Source organism: Nitrincola nitratireducens (assembly GCF_000585235.1).
Taxonomy (GTDB): Bacteria; Pseudomonadota; Gammaproteobacteria; order Pseudomonadales; family Balneatricaceae; genus Nitrincola; species Nitrincola alkalisediminis.
Genome location: NZ_AONB01000015.1, coordinates 94,295 through 111,833, shown reverse-complemented (window position 1 = coordinate 111,833; position 17,539 = coordinate 94,295). Strand labels below are relative to the sequence as shown.

Sequence of the window (17,539 nt, the reverse complement as noted above, 5' to 3'; positions counted from 1 at the left end):
TACTTAAAAAGAAGCCCCGCTTCAGTGACTCTCCCCCGGAAGGGCTTGTCTCTCAAGCGAGGCGCGAATATTAAAGAGGTTTTTGGGAGAGGTCAACTACTTTTTTGTATTTATTTATCTAGGTGCACCCCCCGATGCTTACGGCAAGGAGGATGTCAGCAATATGTTTTTAAAGCTCCAAAGCAAGAAAAGACTATAACCGCTGTTTGGCAACACTTCTGTAGAGCGTGTCAAATGACACTTCCAACTCATACGCTGTTAATGATTTTGAAAACAGATACCCCTGTACAAACTCACATTGCAAGTCCTGAAGTATGGCAAGTTGATCATCCGTCTCAACACCTTCAGCCACAATTCTAAGCTTTAAGCTTTTTGCCATTGAGATGATGGCTTTAACCACAAGCATATCTTGCGTGCCATGCCCCAACTCTCGAATGAATTCGCGATCTATTTTCAATATATCAATTGGAAATCGTTTAAGATAACTCAGCGCTGAGTAGCCTGTGCCAAAGTCATCAATCGCTAACTGAACACCCATTCGGCTAAAGGAACTCAACCACTCAATGGTTGCGTGACTATTGTCTAACAACATCCCCTCAGTGATTTCAAGCACCAAACTTTCAGGCCTAAACCCTGTTGACTCAAGGATATTCCTTAGCACTATATCATCCAGGCCTAAACTTCGCTGACGCCCCGAAAGATTAACCGACATATATAAATGATATCCTTGTGCGACCCATTGGCCTGCTTGCCGACAAGCCGTCTCAAGCACCCATTGACCTATAACACCAATCATACCGGTATCTTCCGCTAGAGGAATAAAACGATCAGGTGAAATCATGCCATGCAAAGGATGATTCCAGCGGAGCAATGCTTCTACCCCGACTAAAGACAAGGTACGGCTATCTATAATCGGCTGATAATATACTTCAAGTTGCTTTTGCTCTAATGCAACTCGCAAATCCTGCTCCATTTCCATCATGCTATTGGCATCTTCTTGGAGCTGTTCACTGAAAAACTGGTAACGATTTCGTCCGCCTTGCTTCGCACTATACATCGCTAAGTCGGCATTTCTGAGCAGATTATCTGCACCTCCTGACACGCTCGGATACATAGCGATACCGATGCTTGCACCAATTATAATTTCTCGGCCAGCCAGCATGAACGGATACGAAAGTTGTTGGATCATTTTTTCGGCAATACGCCCTGCTTCTTTTCCCGAACAAATATTATGAAGTAGAACAACAAATTCATCCCCGCCAAAACGAGCAACCGTGTCACTTTCTCTCACACAGCTCAACAAGCGTCGCGCCACATTTATAAGAAGCTCATCACCGTATTCATGACCAAGCGTATCATTAACATATTTGAAACGATCCAAATCCACAAACAATAACGCCAAGGTTTGTTGATCTCGATTTGCTGAAACAATTGACATTTCAAGCCGATCCATTAACAACGTTCTATTCGGCAACTCCGTCAAAGCATCATAATAGGCTTGATGCCGAATCCGTGCTTCGGCATTTTTTCGACTGGTTATATCTGAAAATACAGATATATATTCACTAATGTCACCTGAGTCGTTTCGTATAACTGAAATTGAGAGCCATTCCGGATAAACACTACCGTCTTTACGTCGATTCCATATTTCACCAGCCCAAGCCCCTTCAACGGACAATGTACTCCAAAGCTGATGATAAAAGTTTCGATCATGTCGCCCAGAACTTAATATACTTGGATTTTTACCAATCACTTCTTCTTTTGTAAAACCTGTTATTTTAGTAAATGCGGGATTAACCGTTTTGATTCGCCCATTCTGATCTGCAATCATAATGGCTTCATTCGTTGTTTCAAATACAACAGCAACCATTTTCAACTGTTCTTCAAGCACAAGACGCTCAGTAATATCTTCTTTCACAGCTATAAAATGACTAATGTCACCTTCTTCTGTTCGAAGCGGAGATATAGATGTTGAGTCCCAAAAAAAACAACCATCTTTTTTTCTATTTAACAAGTGCCCCGACCACGTATTTCCACGATTTAGCTCTTTCCACATATCTGTAAAAACTTGACTCGACATTTCGCCAGATTTGAGAATGTTATTATTTTTCCCTAATAACTCTGATTCTGAATAGCCTGTCATTTCAGCCAACTGTGCATTAACATACTCAATGATACCTTTCCTATCGGTAATCATTACAGCCACTGGGCTTTGCTCCAAAGCACGCCCAAGCATTCTCAATTTGAACTCTGTCTGCTGTATAACACTGATATCTGTCCTAACACAAACCCATCCTCCATCTTGTGTCATGTTATTACTGGCCTGATAACATCGATTATTCGGCAAGTGTTCAATATAGTATTGACTCACTCGGGGATTTGCCGTCTGCGCGGATAGGCTTTTGATTCCGACTTCGGCATGCTTAGATGCAATGGACGGCCAATCAACTAACGAGTCATAATTCAACCAAGGATAATACTCAAGCCACTTTTGATTGAACAAAACCAACGACCCCTTTGCATCAAATAATGCAAAGGCCTCAGATAGGCTGTTTACAGCATCTTGTAAACGATTAGTTGCTTGTTTAGAAGCGTGTGTTTCATGTTGCAGACGCCTAAACAGCAGTGTCATAACCAACATTAGCAAGGCACTTAATACTAATAAAAAAAGCGTCAAGTACTCTGAAGCCTTCAATCGATTGAGGTAAACCTGTTGGTAGGATAGTTCTAATTGCCTTAAGATTATTCTCGTATCGACAGCAACATACTCATCCCGATACTGATGTAAATTACTTAGATGCCGCAAGCTTGTTGAGGCCTGAGAAATAAACAAGCTTAATAATTCATCACCCGTATTTTGCCTTACTAGATTATACAGCTGCAGCTCTAGCTCATCTCGTGATTCAGTCAAGGGATATAAATGGTATCGATAAAGCGCACTCAGTATACGAGCCGCGTCATCTCTATGCGGATGATTATCCTGCCTGAGTGCTTGCACCTGCTGTGGCATATATAAAAGACCATTTCGTATCAGTGATGCGGAATGTTTTATTTCTTCGACAACATCCTCTTTATGCAATTGCATGGACTGATAGGACTTTAAGAGCATGACAGAGGTTTCATCTAAACCAGCAATAAATGAATGACGCGTATCGAGCATCTTTTCTAGTAACTCATCACTGTTTCTTCGATACACCACAAGCTGGTCATAGTGTGTTCGCAGTCCTGATGCTATCAACAAGACCTCTTCGTCTAATAATGCATCTAATTCACGTAACTGCAAAAAGCCGTCTAGACGCTGCGTGTGCTCTAATACGTCATGCGTTCGCGTTGAGAAAAACAAAGCGAGCACAAGCCCTGCCAAAATACAGAAAAACAGTATAAAACCTTGTTTATGTTGATTAATCACTCAGCACCTGCTTAAGCAATGGGTGCTCACCTAATAGTGAACGAATAAATTCTGCAATATCCTGTGCCTGATCTCGAGTGAGCTGCCTTCCTAGCTGTACACGAGCCATCATATCGATCGCTTCTTCCAAGGAGCTTGCACTTGAGTCATGAAAAAAATAGTGATTTAAAGCGGCGGTTCTTAGCCCTGGCACTTTAAAAACGTACAAATGCTTACGATTTCCTGTTACGTTGTACCGACCAAGACTAACCTGCTCCATTTCAGCCGATTTAAATAAGGTAAAGCTTTCCAGCGATCCCATTCGAGCAAACATATTCCCTCCAACATTTGCACCTTGATGGCAACTGATACAGCCGTACTCTTGAAACAGTCTAAATCCGTTTTTTTGCTGCGCCGTAATCGCTTCCATATCACCTGCTAGCCAGCGATCAAAGGGGGAGTTGGTGAGCATTAATGTTCGCTGAAAAGCTGCCAACGCTATTCGAACCTGCTCTGGATTAAGCTCCTCATCAAACACTTTTTTAAACTCTGAACGTAACTGAGGGTCCGCGTTGAGTCGACCTATCACCAAAGGCCAATTTGAGGCCATTTCCAGTTCATCATGTAAGGGACCATCAACTTGCGCTTCCAAGGTTTTTACACGCCCATCCCAAAACTGCGTATGATTTAAATGGCTATTAAAGACGCTGGGGGCACGAATGACACCTTTTTTACCGCCAACACCTGTTGAGACCTTTGCAAGATCCATCCCTCCTGTCTCCAATGCATGACAGGTAGCGCAGCTCACCGTCTTATCACCTGACAAACGCTCATCATGAAAAAGCTGTTCGCCTAGCTTTACAAGCAGTGGATTTTGTTCTGGTGGGTTAGGTACAGGTAAAATTGTTGCGTGAAGCACCTGTGCAACAATGCAGCACAAAAGCAATATCACAAATCGGATCTCGCGGATCATTTTTAAGCGCTGCAAAACGGCGACCCCTAACCAGAATTATAATCAAACCATTAAGCATAGATTTAACCGCACATATTGCAACGTTTAAAAAACTCTTGATCTTGTCCTAGATCAACAAATATACACTTTTTCATCTTTTTAAACCCAAATCTGGATTTTAATGACATTAGCCCTTAACATTTCAATCTGTTACTAAGGGAATGATGACGAACCGCTCAGTACATTCTAATTTTCACATTACACCGACAAAGGAATTGGCGATGAAAAAACTCGCTTTTGTACAAAAGACTTCATATGCTGCCTGTCTAGCTATCACGCTCACACTCAGCGGCTGCAAAACCACAGGAAGCGACATGTCAGGACTGCTATCCGCAGGCATGGGGATGGCGACCGCAATTACGATGACAGACCAACAAATGAAGCTGATTGGTGATCAATCAATTGCCCACCTTGATAGTCAGCATCAAATTGCGCCCTCAAACAGCCGCTATGCTCAACGTTTAGCTCAGCTAACTCAGGGCTGGGAAACCGTTGATGGCCAGAGCCTTGAATACAAGGTCTATATGCTACCCGAAATCAATGCGTTTGCTGTTCCAAACGGCTCTATTCGCATGTACAGCGGCTTGATGGATGAAATGACCGATGATGAGGTACGCTACGTCATTGCCCATGAAATTGGTCATGTGGTGTTAGGCCATTCCAAACGCGCATTCCAAGTTGCCTATGCGGCTTCTGCCGCACGTGAAGCGGCGGCGGCCAGTGGCAACACAACCGCAGCAGCTCTTTCAAACTCGGAGCTAGGTGAACTGGGCGAAAAACTAGTTAACGCTCAATTCTCTCAAACTCAAGAGCATGAAGCCGATGACTATGCAATTAAATTAATGCAACGCCATGGTATGAATGCACAAGCAGCCGTGACTGCACTCAGAAAGCTAGAAGCAAAATACGGAAATAGCCGTAGCCTTTTCTCTAGCCACCCAGCTGCAGGAGATCGTGCGGACCGCTTAAGCAATTCACTCAGATAGCAAGCCTCTACCGATTGCGGTGCCTATGATCGACTGAGCATGCACCGCAGTCCACTAAAATATTCGCTTGCCAAGTGATGATTCCATTCCGTACTCTATGACCATCTAAAACATTCCCTTTCTTGCAAAACCAAACCACTAACGGATTAAGGATAAATCTATGAAAGTAGGCATAGCCTTAGGCAGCGGCGCATCCCGTGGCTGGTCTCATATCGGCATTCTTCGTGCTTTACATGAGGAAGGCATTACACCTGAAATCGTCTGTGGCACCTCAATCGGTGCGCTGGTGGGAGCCGCCTACGCAACAGATCATCTCGACAAACTGGAAGATTGGGTTCTAAAACTCACTAAACTAAAGCTTGCACAGTTTTTTGAAATTAACACGTCCTTAAATGGTTTTGTAAATCGTGATCGGTTAGTTGAACTACTTGATGGCCATGTTGCTCCGAAACAATGCAATATTGAGGACCTGCCTAAACAGTTCGCTTCAATCACAACTGATTTGGAAAGCGGTCGTGAGTTATGGATTACGGAAGGGTCTGTTTTAGATGCAGTATGGTGCTCAATTGCACTGCCTGGGTTGTTTCCGGCCGTCAAATACCAAAATAAATGGGTTGTGGATGGTGGGCTTGTCAATCCAGTTCCTGTATCAACTTGCCGAGCGCTAGGCGCTGACGTGGTCATTGCAGTGAATCTAAACGGTGACCTATTAACACGCCCCCAACCCAAACCTGTACAGAATGTCAAAGCCTCAACGCGTTCATCAAAAGCATCACCTGTTAGTAAAATTACCGAGCTTGTAAATTACGCGGGAGCCGTTTTCTCATCCAAGGAAGATACTGAAGAAGCCGCTCCCAGTATGTTTGATGTCATCGCAGGATCGGTCAATATCACTCAAGACCGAATTACGCGCAGTCGTATGGCAGGCGATCCTCCAGACATTCTTCTATCACCCCGCTTGGCCAAGATCGGATTGCTTGAGTTTTATCGAGCAGAAGAAGCGATTGACGAAGGAAGAGCCTGTGTTAAACGCATGTTACCCGCCTTGCAGCATGCGCTAGGGCTATAAAACCCTAACGCATGCTTGGCAACCTCAGCTAGCACTGCCTTGGTTTGGAGTCTCACCACAGCGAAACCAGAGCGCATAGAGTGCGGGAACAAAAATAAGCGTGATCAAGGTGCCAACAGCAACACCCCCAATTAAAACATACGCCAACGGCCCCCAGAAACTATCAAAGGTGAGCGGCACAAACGCCAAAACGGCCGCCAAGGCTGTCAAAATTACAGGACGGGCACGTTGCACCGCCGCCTCCACAACCGCATCGCGAGCACTCATCCCCTCTTCAAAGTTATCCTGGACCTGTTGAGTCAAAATCATCGTATTGCGCATCAAGATCCCCCCCAGACCAATCAAACCCAACAGCGCGACAAATCCGAAGCTGATCAAACATTAACAAGGCCAAAACAGCACCGACGAGACCTAAAGGCGCTGTAGCCACTACAATAAAAGTCCCTGAAAAAGATCGCATCTGCAACATGATAAAAATGAGCATGAGCACCAACATCAACGGTTGCAACTTCTGAATCGAGGCATCGGCTTTGCCAGATTGCTCGACTGTTCCACCTATATCGATACGATACCCCTCTGGCAGCGCTTGACGAATATCCTCTAAGGCTTGCCAAATATCGGCCGTGACATCAGGCGCCTGGGCACCCGACACATCAGCATGGACGGCCAAAAACCGCTCGCCACCAAACCGCTTTATAACAGGCTCTTCATAGCGTACTTCAAGCGTCCCTAATTGCGACAATGGAATACTGCGTCCTTCCTGTGTGCGGATTTCAATATCTTCTGGTGAACCTTGCTCAACACGCTGCGCCCTCGCATACATTTGTACTGTTCGGATATTTTGCCGAACCTCAGTCACCGGAGCGCCATTTAACTGAAACTGCAATTGCTGAGCGACATCCATTGGCGTCAAGCCATTAAGCGGATGTGATCCTTATCCATGACTAAGTGCAAGCTTGGAATTCGCTCATCCCAATCCAGGTGCGGATCCTCCGCATGAGGATGCTCACGCATGACATCTCTTACTTGATAGGCGATTTCACGAAGCTTCAGTGGATCTTCACCCACAACTCGAAAGCTTACCGGCCATACAACGGGCGGACCGTAAAGCAGCTTACTCACTCGCACTCGTGCCTCAGGAAACGCTCCTGCATGGATATGCGTCTGCAACATATCGATAATCCGATCACGCGAAGCTTCATCATGACCAATCGCAATCATTTTGGCAAAAGCCGGATCAGGCTGTTCAGGATTCGCTGAGATAAAAAAGCGCGGTGCGCCAGCTCCGATATATGCAGATAAGGATTTAACGTCATCCACCTCCGACAAAATAGCCTCTAATTTTCTAACTGTGACATCCGTTGTCAGAATAGAGGTACCTTGCGGATGCTGAATACTAATCAGAACTTCCGGGCGATCTGAACTGGGAAAAAATTGCTGCTGCACTACGCTTGCCATCGCAACCACACTGATAATCAGCAAAGATACCGTCAAGACAACGACTGTTTTACGATAGGTGACACATGCGCTGATAAACACACGCAATTTTTGATATAAAGGCGTCTGATACAACCCACTGTGACCAGATGCACTGTAGTCAGGTAAAAGCTTTACACCTAAATAAGGCGTGAAGGTAACAGCAACCAACCAGGACACAAGCAGCGCATAGGCCAACACCCAGAAAATATTGCCTGCATATTCACCAACACCTGACTGCGCAAAGCCAATCGGCACAAAGCCAGCCACCGTCACCAATGTTCCAAAGAGCATTGGGGCAGCCGTGACACTCCATGCATGACTGGCAGCACGAACTCGGTCCCAACCCGACTCCATTTTAACAATCATCATTTCGATGGCAATAATGGCATCATCCACCAATAAGCCTAACGAAATAATGAGCGCACCTAAGGTAATTCGGTCTAGATTGATACCGGCTAACTTCATGAGCAAAAACGTAAGCCCCAGTGTTAGCGGAATAGCAATACCGACCACTAAGCCAGCTCTAAAACCGATTGCCAAAATACTGACGCCCATGACGACTATAACAGCAACTAAAAACTTCACCTGAAAAAGGTTAACAGCCCCCGTGATCGCTTCAGTCTGATTGGTGATCACAGTGAGCTCAATGCCCAGAGGAAGTCGGCTCCGTTCACGTTCAACAAACTCGCCAAGCCGCTGCCCAAAATCCAAACCGTTCTCACCTGAGCGCATGACAACCCCTAATAACAGGGCATCTTCCCCTTGTGCCCGCACAAAATACGACGGAGGGTCTTCGTACCCATAGTGAATATCCGCTATATCGGATAAACGCAGCAGGTGATTCCCAATTCGCAAAGGAACAGCCGCCAATTGCTCTTGATCCGATAAATCAGCAGCAATTCGCAGATGAACACGCGGTCCATCCAATTCCCATGCACCAGCAGACACCAACTGATTGTGAGCCTGAATGGCTGCAAAGACATCTTGAGGGCTTAATTCCAGCTGACTCAAATAGGTCATATTAAATTCAACAAAAACACGTTCGGCTTGCTCAGCTAAAACTTGAGCCTTAAGCACACCCGGAACACGCTGCAACCGATCTCGCATTGCTTCAGCCTCTCGCGTCAAGTCACGCATGGGAAACCCAGGAGCAGTGAGCGCCATCAAGGAGAAATATACATCTGCGAAATCATCATTTACGATGGGACCGATAACGCCTGCTGGCAGGTTTGCGGCCTCATCCATCATGCGTTTTCGGACTTCATAAAAAAGATCAGGGACAATCTCACCTGGTGCGAAGTCTTGAAACTCGATCTGTAGAATCGCTTGGCCCGGACGAATCGTGGTTTCGATGTTGTATAGATAATCGATTTCTTGAATCCGCTTTTCCAATCGATCAACCACTTGGGTTTGCAATTCTTCTGTTGTGGCACCAGGCCATACAGCCGAAACAACAGCAAATCGGACTGTAAAGCTTGGATCTTCGGCGCGCCCTAATGAGAAAAAGGAGTAAACCCCTACGCAAACCGATAAGAGTATAAAAAACAAAGTAACGGATCGCTCACGAACAGCAAGCGCGGATAGGTTGGGAAAACTCATAGAGCCCTCTCCCTAACCTGCATGCCGGGCGTTAATAAATGCGTCCCCAACGCAATCACTCTGGATTGAGTATTAAGATCCGCTCGAATCCGTGCATATTCCGTTGTAAGTTCAAGAACATCAACCGAAACGGGCTGTGCCTGCCCTTCAATCACTTGCCAAACCTGAGCCCCCAAACCTCGCTCATCCAATGCAGCCAATGGAACTCGTAGCACATCCTCTGCATTATCGGATTTAAACAAGGTCACCTGCACGACACTGCCTAACAGCAAAGACTCATTTGACTCCAGCAAACGATAGCGTGCCCGCCAACTGCGACTTGATGAGTCTGCCGCGCCAGCTATTTCACGTAATTCAACCTGTATTGAACGCTCACCTCTTAAATCTATCTGCCCTACTTGAGGAGGAGATTGCCCATCTGGCAGATAAACTTCGATCTCTTTATCGCCTTCTTGAGCCAAGGTTGCCAGCACCTGTCCTGCTGCAACGACTTGCCCCGCCTCAACCTCAACATTAATCATTACACCTGCATGCTCAGCGCTGAGTTCTGTATAGGTGCGAGTATTTCGTGCTTGTGCCAATACCGCACGTGCTGACTCACGCTGACTCAACGCTTCCCGCTCGGCCAGCTCAAATCGTTCAAGCGCTTGGCGACTAATGTAGTTCTGCTCCAGCAGCTGCTGTTGACGCTTCAGCTCATTGCGTGCGGTCGCGAGCGCTGCATCCGCTACCGCCAACTGAGCCATTGCGCTTCGTTCAACCTCGTCAACATCACGTGGGTCCAGTGTGAATAAAGGATCATTGGCATTAACCTTTTGTCCAGCAACAACATGTTTTGTCAAAACCCGACCATTTAGCTGAAATGCGATTGGCGACTCATAGCGCGCTTTTACGCTACCCGACAGTCGCACGTCCGCTCGCTCATCTTGAACCACTTCACGTGTTAACACCCAAGGTATCGGCTTTGATTCAAGACTTGTATAATCCTCTTTAAAGCAGCCACTCAACAGAAGAAGTGGTAACAACAGAACGCAGACTTTCTTTAACATAACGGTAAGCCCGATCAGAAATTAATTACTGAACGCAATCGTACATTAATCTATTTGGAATGCAAAGTGCCAACGAATGAACGCGCAGGCCGCCCTGTCGACCCGAGCAAAGATTTAGCCATTATTTGTGCTGCCAGAAGACTTTTATTTAGTGAAGGGGCATCTGCTGTCTCGATTGAAGCTGTCGCTAAACTAGCAGGCGTTTCGAAAGTAACCGTCTATGCACGCTATGCTAATAAAGAAGAGCTTCTAAAAGCCATCACCGAGACAGAAACAGCGCAGCTCATGATCGGTCTTAATATAAGTCCGCAAAAACAGTCGGATGTCAAAGATGCTCTGATCACGTTTGGCACACATTTGTTATCATTCTTGATTAGTAATGAATGCCTGCATTTTATGAGAATGCTCGGAAATCCTGGCTGTTTTCCAACAGACGCTGTCAATCAACTGTATGCAATGGGGCCTGAATCCACCCATACGCAACTCGTACAATGGATGAAAGATGCGCACGCAGCAGGCTTGGTGCAGATTCCACAACCCGACAAAAGTGCGGAAATGCTACTCGGGATGCTATTTGGTATTGATATTGTCAGAGCCATGTATGGGCAACCCTGTATACGACATGTAGAAACGGTTCCAGAGCACGTCGAGTGGGTGGTAAATCAATTTTTACGCATTCACTCAGTGGAAGGCGAATCTACTTTCAGCGAAAGCTGATTTTTAGCCTCAATCCATTGAGACATGTACTGTGTGCTCTTCATACTGTGATGGCGCAGCATTGAACTCATGAAATGCTGCCCTCGCAAACCATTGAGCTGTGAATGATGCATAACCAACTTTTCAATTAAAGCCGATGCATGCAGAGAGGCTAAAAAGCGCGATGCCAGCAGAGCATCACCCCGTTCTTGTGCTTGGTGCCAACGAGCGGAATCCTGATAAAGGGCTACGGCCTTTTCAATAAAATCCTGATCGTCGTAGGCAATAGCACCGGGCCAATCGTCACTGATACCCTCCGCCCCCACTGGGGTGGTCACACTCGGAGTGCGTACCGTCATGGCATCAATCAGCTTACCTTTAATCCCCGCACCAAAACGCAAGGGAGCCAATAATATACGTGCTTGGCACATCACCTGCAAAGCATCGTCCACCCAGCCCTTAACACAAAAGCCATCTTTAGGATTGTGTAACTGGGTCGCTTTGGGCGGTGGATACGCACCGTATATATGCAACTCCGCCTTTGGCAGTTTTTTACGTATACTCGGCCACAGATGTTGCTTTAACTGCAGCACCGCATCCCAATTCGGTGCATGACGGAAGTTCCCGATCGTAATAAAATGCTGACGCTCATCGAAGCTGGGTAGGTGGCATGATGACTGAGCTTCAACCATCAAAGGGATATAATGCAACTGTGTCGCAGGGACATGAAACTGATTCTGTAAGAGTGTCATTTCCACGTCTGATATCATCAATGTCAGATCACTGCGAAAGATAGCTGCGATTTCGCGCCACGCCATCGGCGTATGCATATCGCGCAACTCAAACTCTCGCCCCTCCTTGACCGCTTGATGACGCCCATCTCTCAAACTGTGTAGATCTTCGGTATTCAGGACCCTGAGCGCACTGGGTAGACACTTCTCTACACGCCAGCCAAATTGCTCCTCCATCATAAAACGATCAAAAACAACGATATCAGGTGCCAGATGTTGAATAAACCGATCAAAGGATGCTGAGTTCAGCTCTATGCTATGGCAGGCTATCTCGATACGAGACAAGTCAGCCATGTGCTCTGTCATCTGTGCCGGACTTGCAAAATGCACTTGCCAGCCCTGACCTCGAAACACCTCCAACAACTGCATCATCCGACTGCCCGCTGCAGAGGACTTAGGTTCAGGCCAGACGTAACCGATTACCAATAGCTTCAAAGAAACACCCTAACCATTTGACTTAACAGGAGAAACCCACTCTAGAAAACGATCTGAAAGCGACGTTCTTTTTAAACTCACCAAGACAATACGCTCAAGTGGCGACTCGCTCTCATAATCGTGCTGATACTCTATTAAGCCCGTTAAACCGAGCAGCATCTGTATCCGATGCGTAAACGCATGCCAAAGCGTAGACTCAGGATCATAACCGCTAGAATCATCCGCCTCCTCTAACATCATTGGAAAAGTTGCAACGAGACGCTCAACGCATTGATCCGTCGTCACCCAATCATTTCGGGTCTTTAAAAAGCGCATCAAAAAGAGAGAAGTCAATCGTATGGACTGCAGCTCGGGATTTCCGTCTAGGTAGCCCCAGTTTAATTTCGTAATCAAGCACTCGATCATCGGCTGATACAGCTTCGACCATTGTTGTTTTTCTAAGGCCGCTTCTGATTTACGCGTCAACAAAAGACGCCCCTTTTGCACACGGCATAAACCAGAATTCTGAGCCAAGAGTCGAGTAATGTGAACCGGCAAAGAGTCTTCTTCACTTCGCAATCGCGGCTGATACACATCAAACCCATAAAAATAGCGTTGGGTATCGAGTGCATCATGCATAGCACGCACGACGGTCAGGGGCAGATTTCCTTTGGGCGTGAGTTTATTATTGCCCTGAAGAATCTCATCTGCCAAAACCTTAAACATCGCCAAAAAAGGCACTTGATCTGGTGTGGCATGCTCGGGATGAAAACGTATCACCTCTTCAGCCTGAAAGGGTGTGTAGAGCAAATCATGCAATTGGTTGGGACTCAATCCCAACAAGTCATCTTCAATCGGCTGCTCAAACATGGACCGAAAAAAGTCCTCGATGACTTCATAGCGCATTTCATCGGTTTCAAATTCAAACTCTTGCAATAACGCTTCAAGCTCCGATTTAGCATCATCTGCTGCGGCGCGAATTTCGGGATCTGTCATCAATGGCCCAAAGCGCGTCACTAAATCTAAATCCTGGTTGACACGCTCAGTATCAAAACCATCGTTATATAAGTCATCATAATTAAACCAAGGGTAACGATCGCTAAAAACCTCAGCACTTAAATGCTGTACAGCTGACTGCAACTCTAAATACCCTTCAACCCCTCTGGAAGACTCTGGCGGACACGCCCTTTCACCCGCCAAACACAAAATCACGGCTGATCATCATCAGCGAAATATGGCAAGGTTTTTTCAAGTTGAATGAGATGCTCCCAGCCATCCTCCTCGTCATAGCCATACATTAAGCTAGGCTGCTTGGTATGGAGAACATCACTTAACGTATATAGCGTTTCATCACGCTCTTCAAGCGCTGCGCTCGGATCACCATAGCAATTTCCCGCCGCATCTTCGAAATAATGCTCACCAATATCTTCCCAGCCCATGGTGACCTGCAAGATACAATGCAATTGATATAGGGACAGATCACTGGGAAGCAGTAATCGACGCCAAATTTCAGGCTGCACATGTTTTAGGGTAACTTTAATTTGAAGCAGAATGGGGGCATTATTCTTTGAGGGCATACTTCTCTAACATGCATTGTGACAAATGAAGGGATGAGTATAGAGACTCATTGCAGGCTTTGGCAACATCAATAAAAAAGGGGCTAGATCGCCCCTTCTCTGCTAAATCATCTTAGCTTAGTGCTTTTTTGATACGTGAAATCGCATCTTCCAGTATATCCATACTGGTCGCAAAGGATAAGCGCATATTCCCCGGAGCACCGAATGCAGATCCTGGAACCAGTGCCACGCCTGCTTCGAGCAGCAAGTATTCAGCCAATGCGATATCGTCAGCAAACTCTGGGCGGCTGTCGATCACCTTGTGAAAGCTTGGAAATGCATAGAAGGTTCCGTCCGCTGGGATACAATCCACCCCTTCGATTTCATTCAAAGCATTCACGACAAACTCATGACGTGCTTTAAAGGCTTTTACCATTTCAGCCACACAGCCTTGATCGCCATTCAATGCCGCTTCAGCGGCAACCTGGGCAATAGAGCATGGGTTTGATGTGCTTTGTGACTGAACCTTAGTCATAGCAGCAATCAACCAAGCAGGGCCTGCTGCATAACCAATACGCCAGCCCGTCATAGAGTAGGCTTTGGATACACCATTCAATACGATGGTTTGATCGTAGAGTTCAGGGCATGCATTTAAGATATTGCAGAAAGGCTCATCCCCAAAGAGAATGTGCTCATACATATCATCGGTTGCGACCAAAATATTTGGATAGCACTTCAGCACTTCACCTAAGGCCTTTAATTCGTCTAGTGTGTATGCAACACCAGATGGATTTGAAGGACTGTTTAACACAACTAAGCGTGTTTTATCAGTGATGGCATTTTGCAACTGTTCCGGAGTGATCTTGAAACGCGCCGCTTGGGTCGTTTCAATAATCACTGGCTTGGCATCCGCAATCAGGACCATGTCTGGATAAGATACCCAGTAAGGTGCTGGGATAATTGCCTCATCGCCCGCATTCAATAACGCTAGCGCCAAGTTGAAGAAGCTTTGCTTCCCGCCACTGGAAACCAATATTTGATTTGGTTCGTAATTAAGGCCATTATCACGATTAAATTTGGCTATAATCGCTTTTTTAAGGCTTGGCGTCCCATCAACCGCAGTATATTTTGTAAAGCCGCCATTGATCGCGTTGATCGCAGCTTGTTTAATATGCTCTGGGGTGTCGAAATCGGGCTCGCCCGCACCTAAGCCAATGATGTTTTTGCCAGACGCTTTAAGTTCAGCCGCACGTTTAGTAACGGCAAGAGTCGGGGAAGGTTTGATACTGTTTACGCGGTCGGAAAGCTGCACGTCCAAGCTGAAATCCTCGTTATATTCTGGGGCACAAATATCCATCAAAAAACAGCGCAAATCATACAGTATTGCGCTCGCGGTCTAAATCCCTATAAGGGTGAATTTACATTTAATTTTTACAGGAGTCGTCTGTGAAGCAACGTTTCAGAGTTCAATCAGCCTTTAAACCCGCGGGGGATCAGCCTATGGCCATTGCTGCCTTGGTTGACGGCATTGAATCCGGCTTAGCCGCGCAAACTTTGCTTGGCGTTACCGGGTCGGGCAAAACCTTTACGATTGCCAATGTCATTGCAGCTGTGCAGCGCCCTACAATCATTATGGCGCATAACAAAACGCTGGCGGCTCAACTTTATGGCGAGTTTAAAGAGTTTTTCCCTGACAACTCTGTTGAGTACTTTGTCTCTTACTACGACTACTATCAACCCGAGGCTTATGTTCCTTCCTCCGACACATTTATCGAAAAAGATGCATCCATAAATGATCATATTGAACAAATGCGCCTTTCAGCCACCAAGGCCTTACTTGAGCGAGAAGATGCCATTATTGTCGCGACAGTATCGGCTATTTACGGCTTAGGTGATCCTAAGTCCTATCTCTCGATGATGTTGCATTTAGACCGTGGTGATCAAATTGACCAACGCACGTTATTGAGACGCTTAGCAGAGCTACAATACACACGCAACGATATTGAACTGCACCGAGGTAATTATCGTGTGCGAGGCGATGTCATCGATATTTTTCCTGCAGAATCCGAGATGGAAGCTATTCGTGTGGAGCTGTTTGATGAAGAAATCGAACAACTTTCGTACTTCGACCCTTTAACGGGTGAGATCCTTCGCAAAGTCCCACGTGCAACCATTTATCCAAAAACGCATTATGTAACACCCAGAGACACGCTAGTGGAGGCAACGCAACATATAAAAGCAGAATTACAAGAACGCCTGGCGTTTCTTAAAGAGAACAACAAACTGGTTGAAGCTCAACGTCTTGAGCAACGCACAATCTATGATATCGAGATGATTCTTGAGCTGGGCTACTGCTCTGGTATCGAAAACTATTCCCGTTACTTATCTGGACGCGATCATGGTATGGCCCCACCTACCCTGTTTGATTATCTCCCCGACAATGCGTTATTGGTGATTGATGAGTCTCATGTGACCGTTCCGCAGATTGGTGCGATGTATCGGGGTGATCGGTCGCGCAAAGAAACTCTGGTTGAATATGGTTTTCGCCTACCCTCTGCGCTGGACAACCGCCCCATGAAGTTTGAGGAGTGGGAAACGATTGCCCCTCAAATGATTTTTGTCTCTGCCACGCCAAGCAAGTACGAAGCCGCGAATGCGCAACAGGTCGTTGAGCAGGTCGTACGCCCAACAGGATTAATCGACCCGCTTGTTGAAGTTCGCCCTGCCTCTTCTCAGGTTGATGATCTTCTGGGGGAAATTGATACAATTGTCCGAAAAAAAGAACGTGTCATCGTCACTGTGTTGACCAAGCGGATGGCCGAAGATCTAACAGACTACCTATCAGAGCACGGTGTCAAAGTTCGCTACCTTCATTCGGATATTGATACGGTTGAGCGTGTCGAGATTATTCGTGATTTACGGATTGGTGAGTTTGATGTGCTGGTTGGCATTAACTTACTTAGGGAAGGTATTGATATGCCGGAGGTTTCCCTCGTGGCCATTTTAGACGCCGATAAAGAAGGCTTTCTACGCTCAGAAACATCCATGATTCAGACGATTGGCCGAGCGGCACGTAATATCAATGGTCGCGCCATTTTATATGCGGATCGAATCACAGGATCAATGCAGCGTGCCATGGATGAAACGGAGCGCCGTCGGAATAAGCAGATTCAACACAACCTTGAGCAAGGGATCACGCCTAAAGGTATTTTCAAATCTGTTGCAGACATTATGGAGGGCGCCCAAGCACCTGGCTCTCGTAAGTCATCGAGGGGCGCTAAAAAAGCGGCTGAAACAAATGCTGAGTATCGCGTGGATGAAGCGATCCTATCGCCGAAGGATCTTGCCAAGGCATTGAGTCGTTTAGAAGATCAGATGTATGAAGCGGCACGCAATCTGGAGTTCGAAAAAGCAGCGAAATACCGTGATGAACTGGAGCGACTGAAGCACAGTACAAATATTTTATAAAAATCGTTAAAAAAACAGTTGCAAGGATCTCA

At 46.2% G+C, this 17,539-nt stretch carries 14 protein-coding genes; 4 read left to right on the top strand and 10 right to left on the bottom strand.

The window, feature by feature from the left end; all coding sequences use genetic code 11:
* Nucleotides 1-193 precede the first annotated feature (193 nt).
* Both D791_RS13025 and D791_RS13020 read right to left on the bottom strand, forming a co-directional pair.
* A complete protein-coding gene (locus D791_RS13025) occupies nucleotides 194-3,409 on the bottom strand; it encodes an EAL domain-containing protein (RefSeq protein ID WP_051514515.1) in 3,216 nt (1,071 codons plus the stop codon).
* Nucleotides 3,402-4,376, bottom strand: a complete 975-nt coding sequence (locus D791_RS13020) for a cytochrome-c peroxidase (RefSeq protein WP_051514514.1) — start codon at nucleotides 4,374-4,376, stop codon at nucleotides 3,402-3,404. Before D791_RS13020 ends, D791_RS13025 begins: the two co-directional genes overlap by 8 nt.
* Before the next feature lie 245 nt (nucleotides 4,377-4,621).
* Between D791_RS13020 and D791_RS13015 the strand changes: the two genes are divergently transcribed.
* Both D791_RS13015 and D791_RS13010 read left to right on the top strand, forming a co-directional pair.
* Nucleotides 4,622-5,386, top strand: coding sequence for a M48 family metallopeptidase (locus D791_RS13015; protein ID WP_081763867.1), 765 nt, complete (start codon nucleotides 4,622-4,624; stop codon nucleotides 5,384-5,386).
* A 160-nt stretch (nucleotides 5,387-5,546) separates the two neighbouring features.
* Entirely contained in the window at nucleotides 5,547-6,455 is a 909-nt protein-coding gene (locus D791_RS13010) for a patatin-like phospholipase family protein (RefSeq protein ID WP_036512377.1), read from the top strand.
* Between the two features lie 24 nt (nucleotides 6,456-6,479).
* Here the strand turns inward: D791_RS13010 and D791_RS21500 are convergent, their stop codons facing one another.
* Genes D791_RS21500 through D791_RS13000 form a run of 4 tightly spaced genes read right to left on the bottom strand, consistent with a single transcriptional unit; the run spans nucleotide 6,480 to nucleotide 10,582 of the window.
* Nucleotides 6,480-6,776: an efflux RND transporter permease subunit gene (locus D791_RS21500; protein WP_272944846.1), complete on the bottom strand. Its 297-nt coding sequence runs from the start codon at nucleotides 6,774-6,776 to the stop codon at nucleotides 6,480-6,482.
* Nucleotides 6,736-7,359 (bottom strand): efflux RND transporter permease subunit, encoded by a 624-nt coding sequence (locus tag D791_RS21495; protein ID WP_272944845.1) that lies wholly within the window; start codon nucleotides 7,357-7,359, stop codon nucleotides 6,736-6,738. Before D791_RS21495 ends, D791_RS21500 begins: the two co-directional genes overlap by 41 nt.
* A 5-nt stretch (nucleotides 7,360-7,364) precedes the next feature.
* On the bottom strand, nucleotides 7,365-9,533 hold the full coding sequence (locus D791_RS13005; protein WP_272944844.1) for an efflux RND transporter permease subunit: 2,169 nt from the start codon (nucleotides 9,531-9,533) through the stop codon (nucleotides 7,365-7,367).
* Complete coding sequence (locus D791_RS13000) at nucleotides 9,530-10,582, bottom strand: efflux RND transporter periplasmic adaptor subunit (RefSeq protein WP_036512374.1); 1,053 nt, start codon at nucleotides 10,580-10,582, stop codon at nucleotides 9,530-9,532. The genes D791_RS13005 and D791_RS13000 overlap by 4 nt, the downstream gene beginning before the upstream one ends.
* A gap of 66 nt (nucleotides 10,583-10,648) precedes the next feature.
* On the opposite strand from D791_RS13000, the gene D791_RS19095 reads away from it, so the two are divergent.
* Nucleotides 10,649-11,299, top strand: a complete 651-nt coding sequence (locus D791_RS19095) for a TetR/AcrR family transcriptional regulator (protein WP_051514513.1) — start codon at nucleotides 10,649-10,651, stop codon at nucleotides 11,297-11,299.
* On the opposite strand, the gene D791_RS12990 is transcribed toward D791_RS19095, so the two are convergent.
* From D791_RS12990 to D791_RS12980, 4 genes are all read right to left on the bottom strand, one after another.
* The gene (locus D791_RS12990; RefSeq protein WP_036512371.1) at nucleotides 11,260-12,504 is read right to left on the bottom strand and encodes a glycosyltransferase; all 1,245 of its coding nucleotides are present in this window, start codon (nucleotides 12,502-12,504) and stop codon (nucleotides 11,260-11,262) included. The genes D791_RS19095 and D791_RS12990 overlap by 40 nt on opposite strands.
* Nucleotides 12,505-12,513: 9 nt before the next feature.
* Nucleotides 12,514-13,695: a hypothetical protein gene (locus D791_RS19090; RefSeq protein ID WP_051514512.1), complete on the bottom strand. Its 1,182-nt coding sequence runs from the start codon at nucleotides 13,693-13,695 to the stop codon at nucleotides 12,514-12,516.
* Nucleotides 13,692-14,060, bottom strand: coding sequence for a plasmid pRiA4b ORF-3 family protein (locus D791_RS12985; RefSeq protein WP_051514511.1), 369 nt, complete (start codon nucleotides 14,058-14,060; stop codon nucleotides 13,692-13,694). The genes D791_RS19090 and D791_RS12985 overlap by 4 nt, the downstream gene beginning before the upstream one ends.
* 112 nt (nucleotides 14,061-14,172) lie before the next feature.
* On the bottom strand, nucleotides 14,173-15,396 hold the full coding sequence (locus D791_RS12980; protein WP_193365004.1) for a pyridoxal phosphate-dependent aminotransferase: 1,224 nt from the start codon (nucleotides 15,394-15,396) through the stop codon (nucleotides 14,173-14,175).
* Between the two features lie 89 nt (nucleotides 15,397-15,485).
* Between D791_RS12980 and uvrB the strand changes: the two genes are divergently transcribed.
* Nucleotides 15,486-17,507 (top strand): excinuclease ABC subunit UvrB, encoded by a 2,022-nt coding sequence (gene uvrB, locus D791_RS12975; protein WP_036512368.1) that lies wholly within the window; start codon nucleotides 15,486-15,488, stop codon nucleotides 17,505-17,507.
* The last annotated feature ends 32 nt before the right edge of the window (nucleotides 17,508-17,539 follow it).

Coding starts and splice junctions, on each gene's coding strand:
- D791_RS21500 (WP_272944846.1), bottom strand. CDS start 6,776: ATGCGCAATACGATGATTTTGACTCAACAGGTCCAGGATAACTTTGAA.
- D791_RS13005 (WP_272944844.1), bottom strand. CDS start 9,533: ATGAGTTTTCCCAACCTATCCGCGCTTGCTGTTCGTGAGCGATCCGTT.
- D791_RS13015 (WP_081763867.1), top strand. CDS start 4,622: ATGAAAAAACTCGCTTTTGTACAAAAGACTTCATATGCTGCCTGTCTA.
- D791_RS21495 (WP_272944845.1), bottom strand. CDS start 7,359: ATGGATGTCGCTCAGCAATTGCAGTTTCAGTTAAATGGCGCTCCGGTG.
- D791_RS13000 (WP_036512374.1), bottom strand. CDS start 10,582: ATGTTAAAGAAAGTCTGCGTTCTGTTGTTACCACTTCTTCTGTTGAGT.
- D791_RS12985 (WP_051514511.1), bottom strand. CDS start 14,060: ATGCCCTCAAAGAATAATGCCCCCATTCTGCTTCAAATTAAAGTTACC.
- D791_RS12980 (WP_193365004.1), bottom strand. CDS start 15,396: ATGGATATTTGTGCCCCAGAATATAACGAGGATTTCAGCTTGGACGTG.
- D791_RS13010 (WP_036512377.1), top strand. CDS start 5,547: ATGAAAGTAGGCATAGCCTTAGGCAGCGGCGCATCCCGTGGCTGGTCT.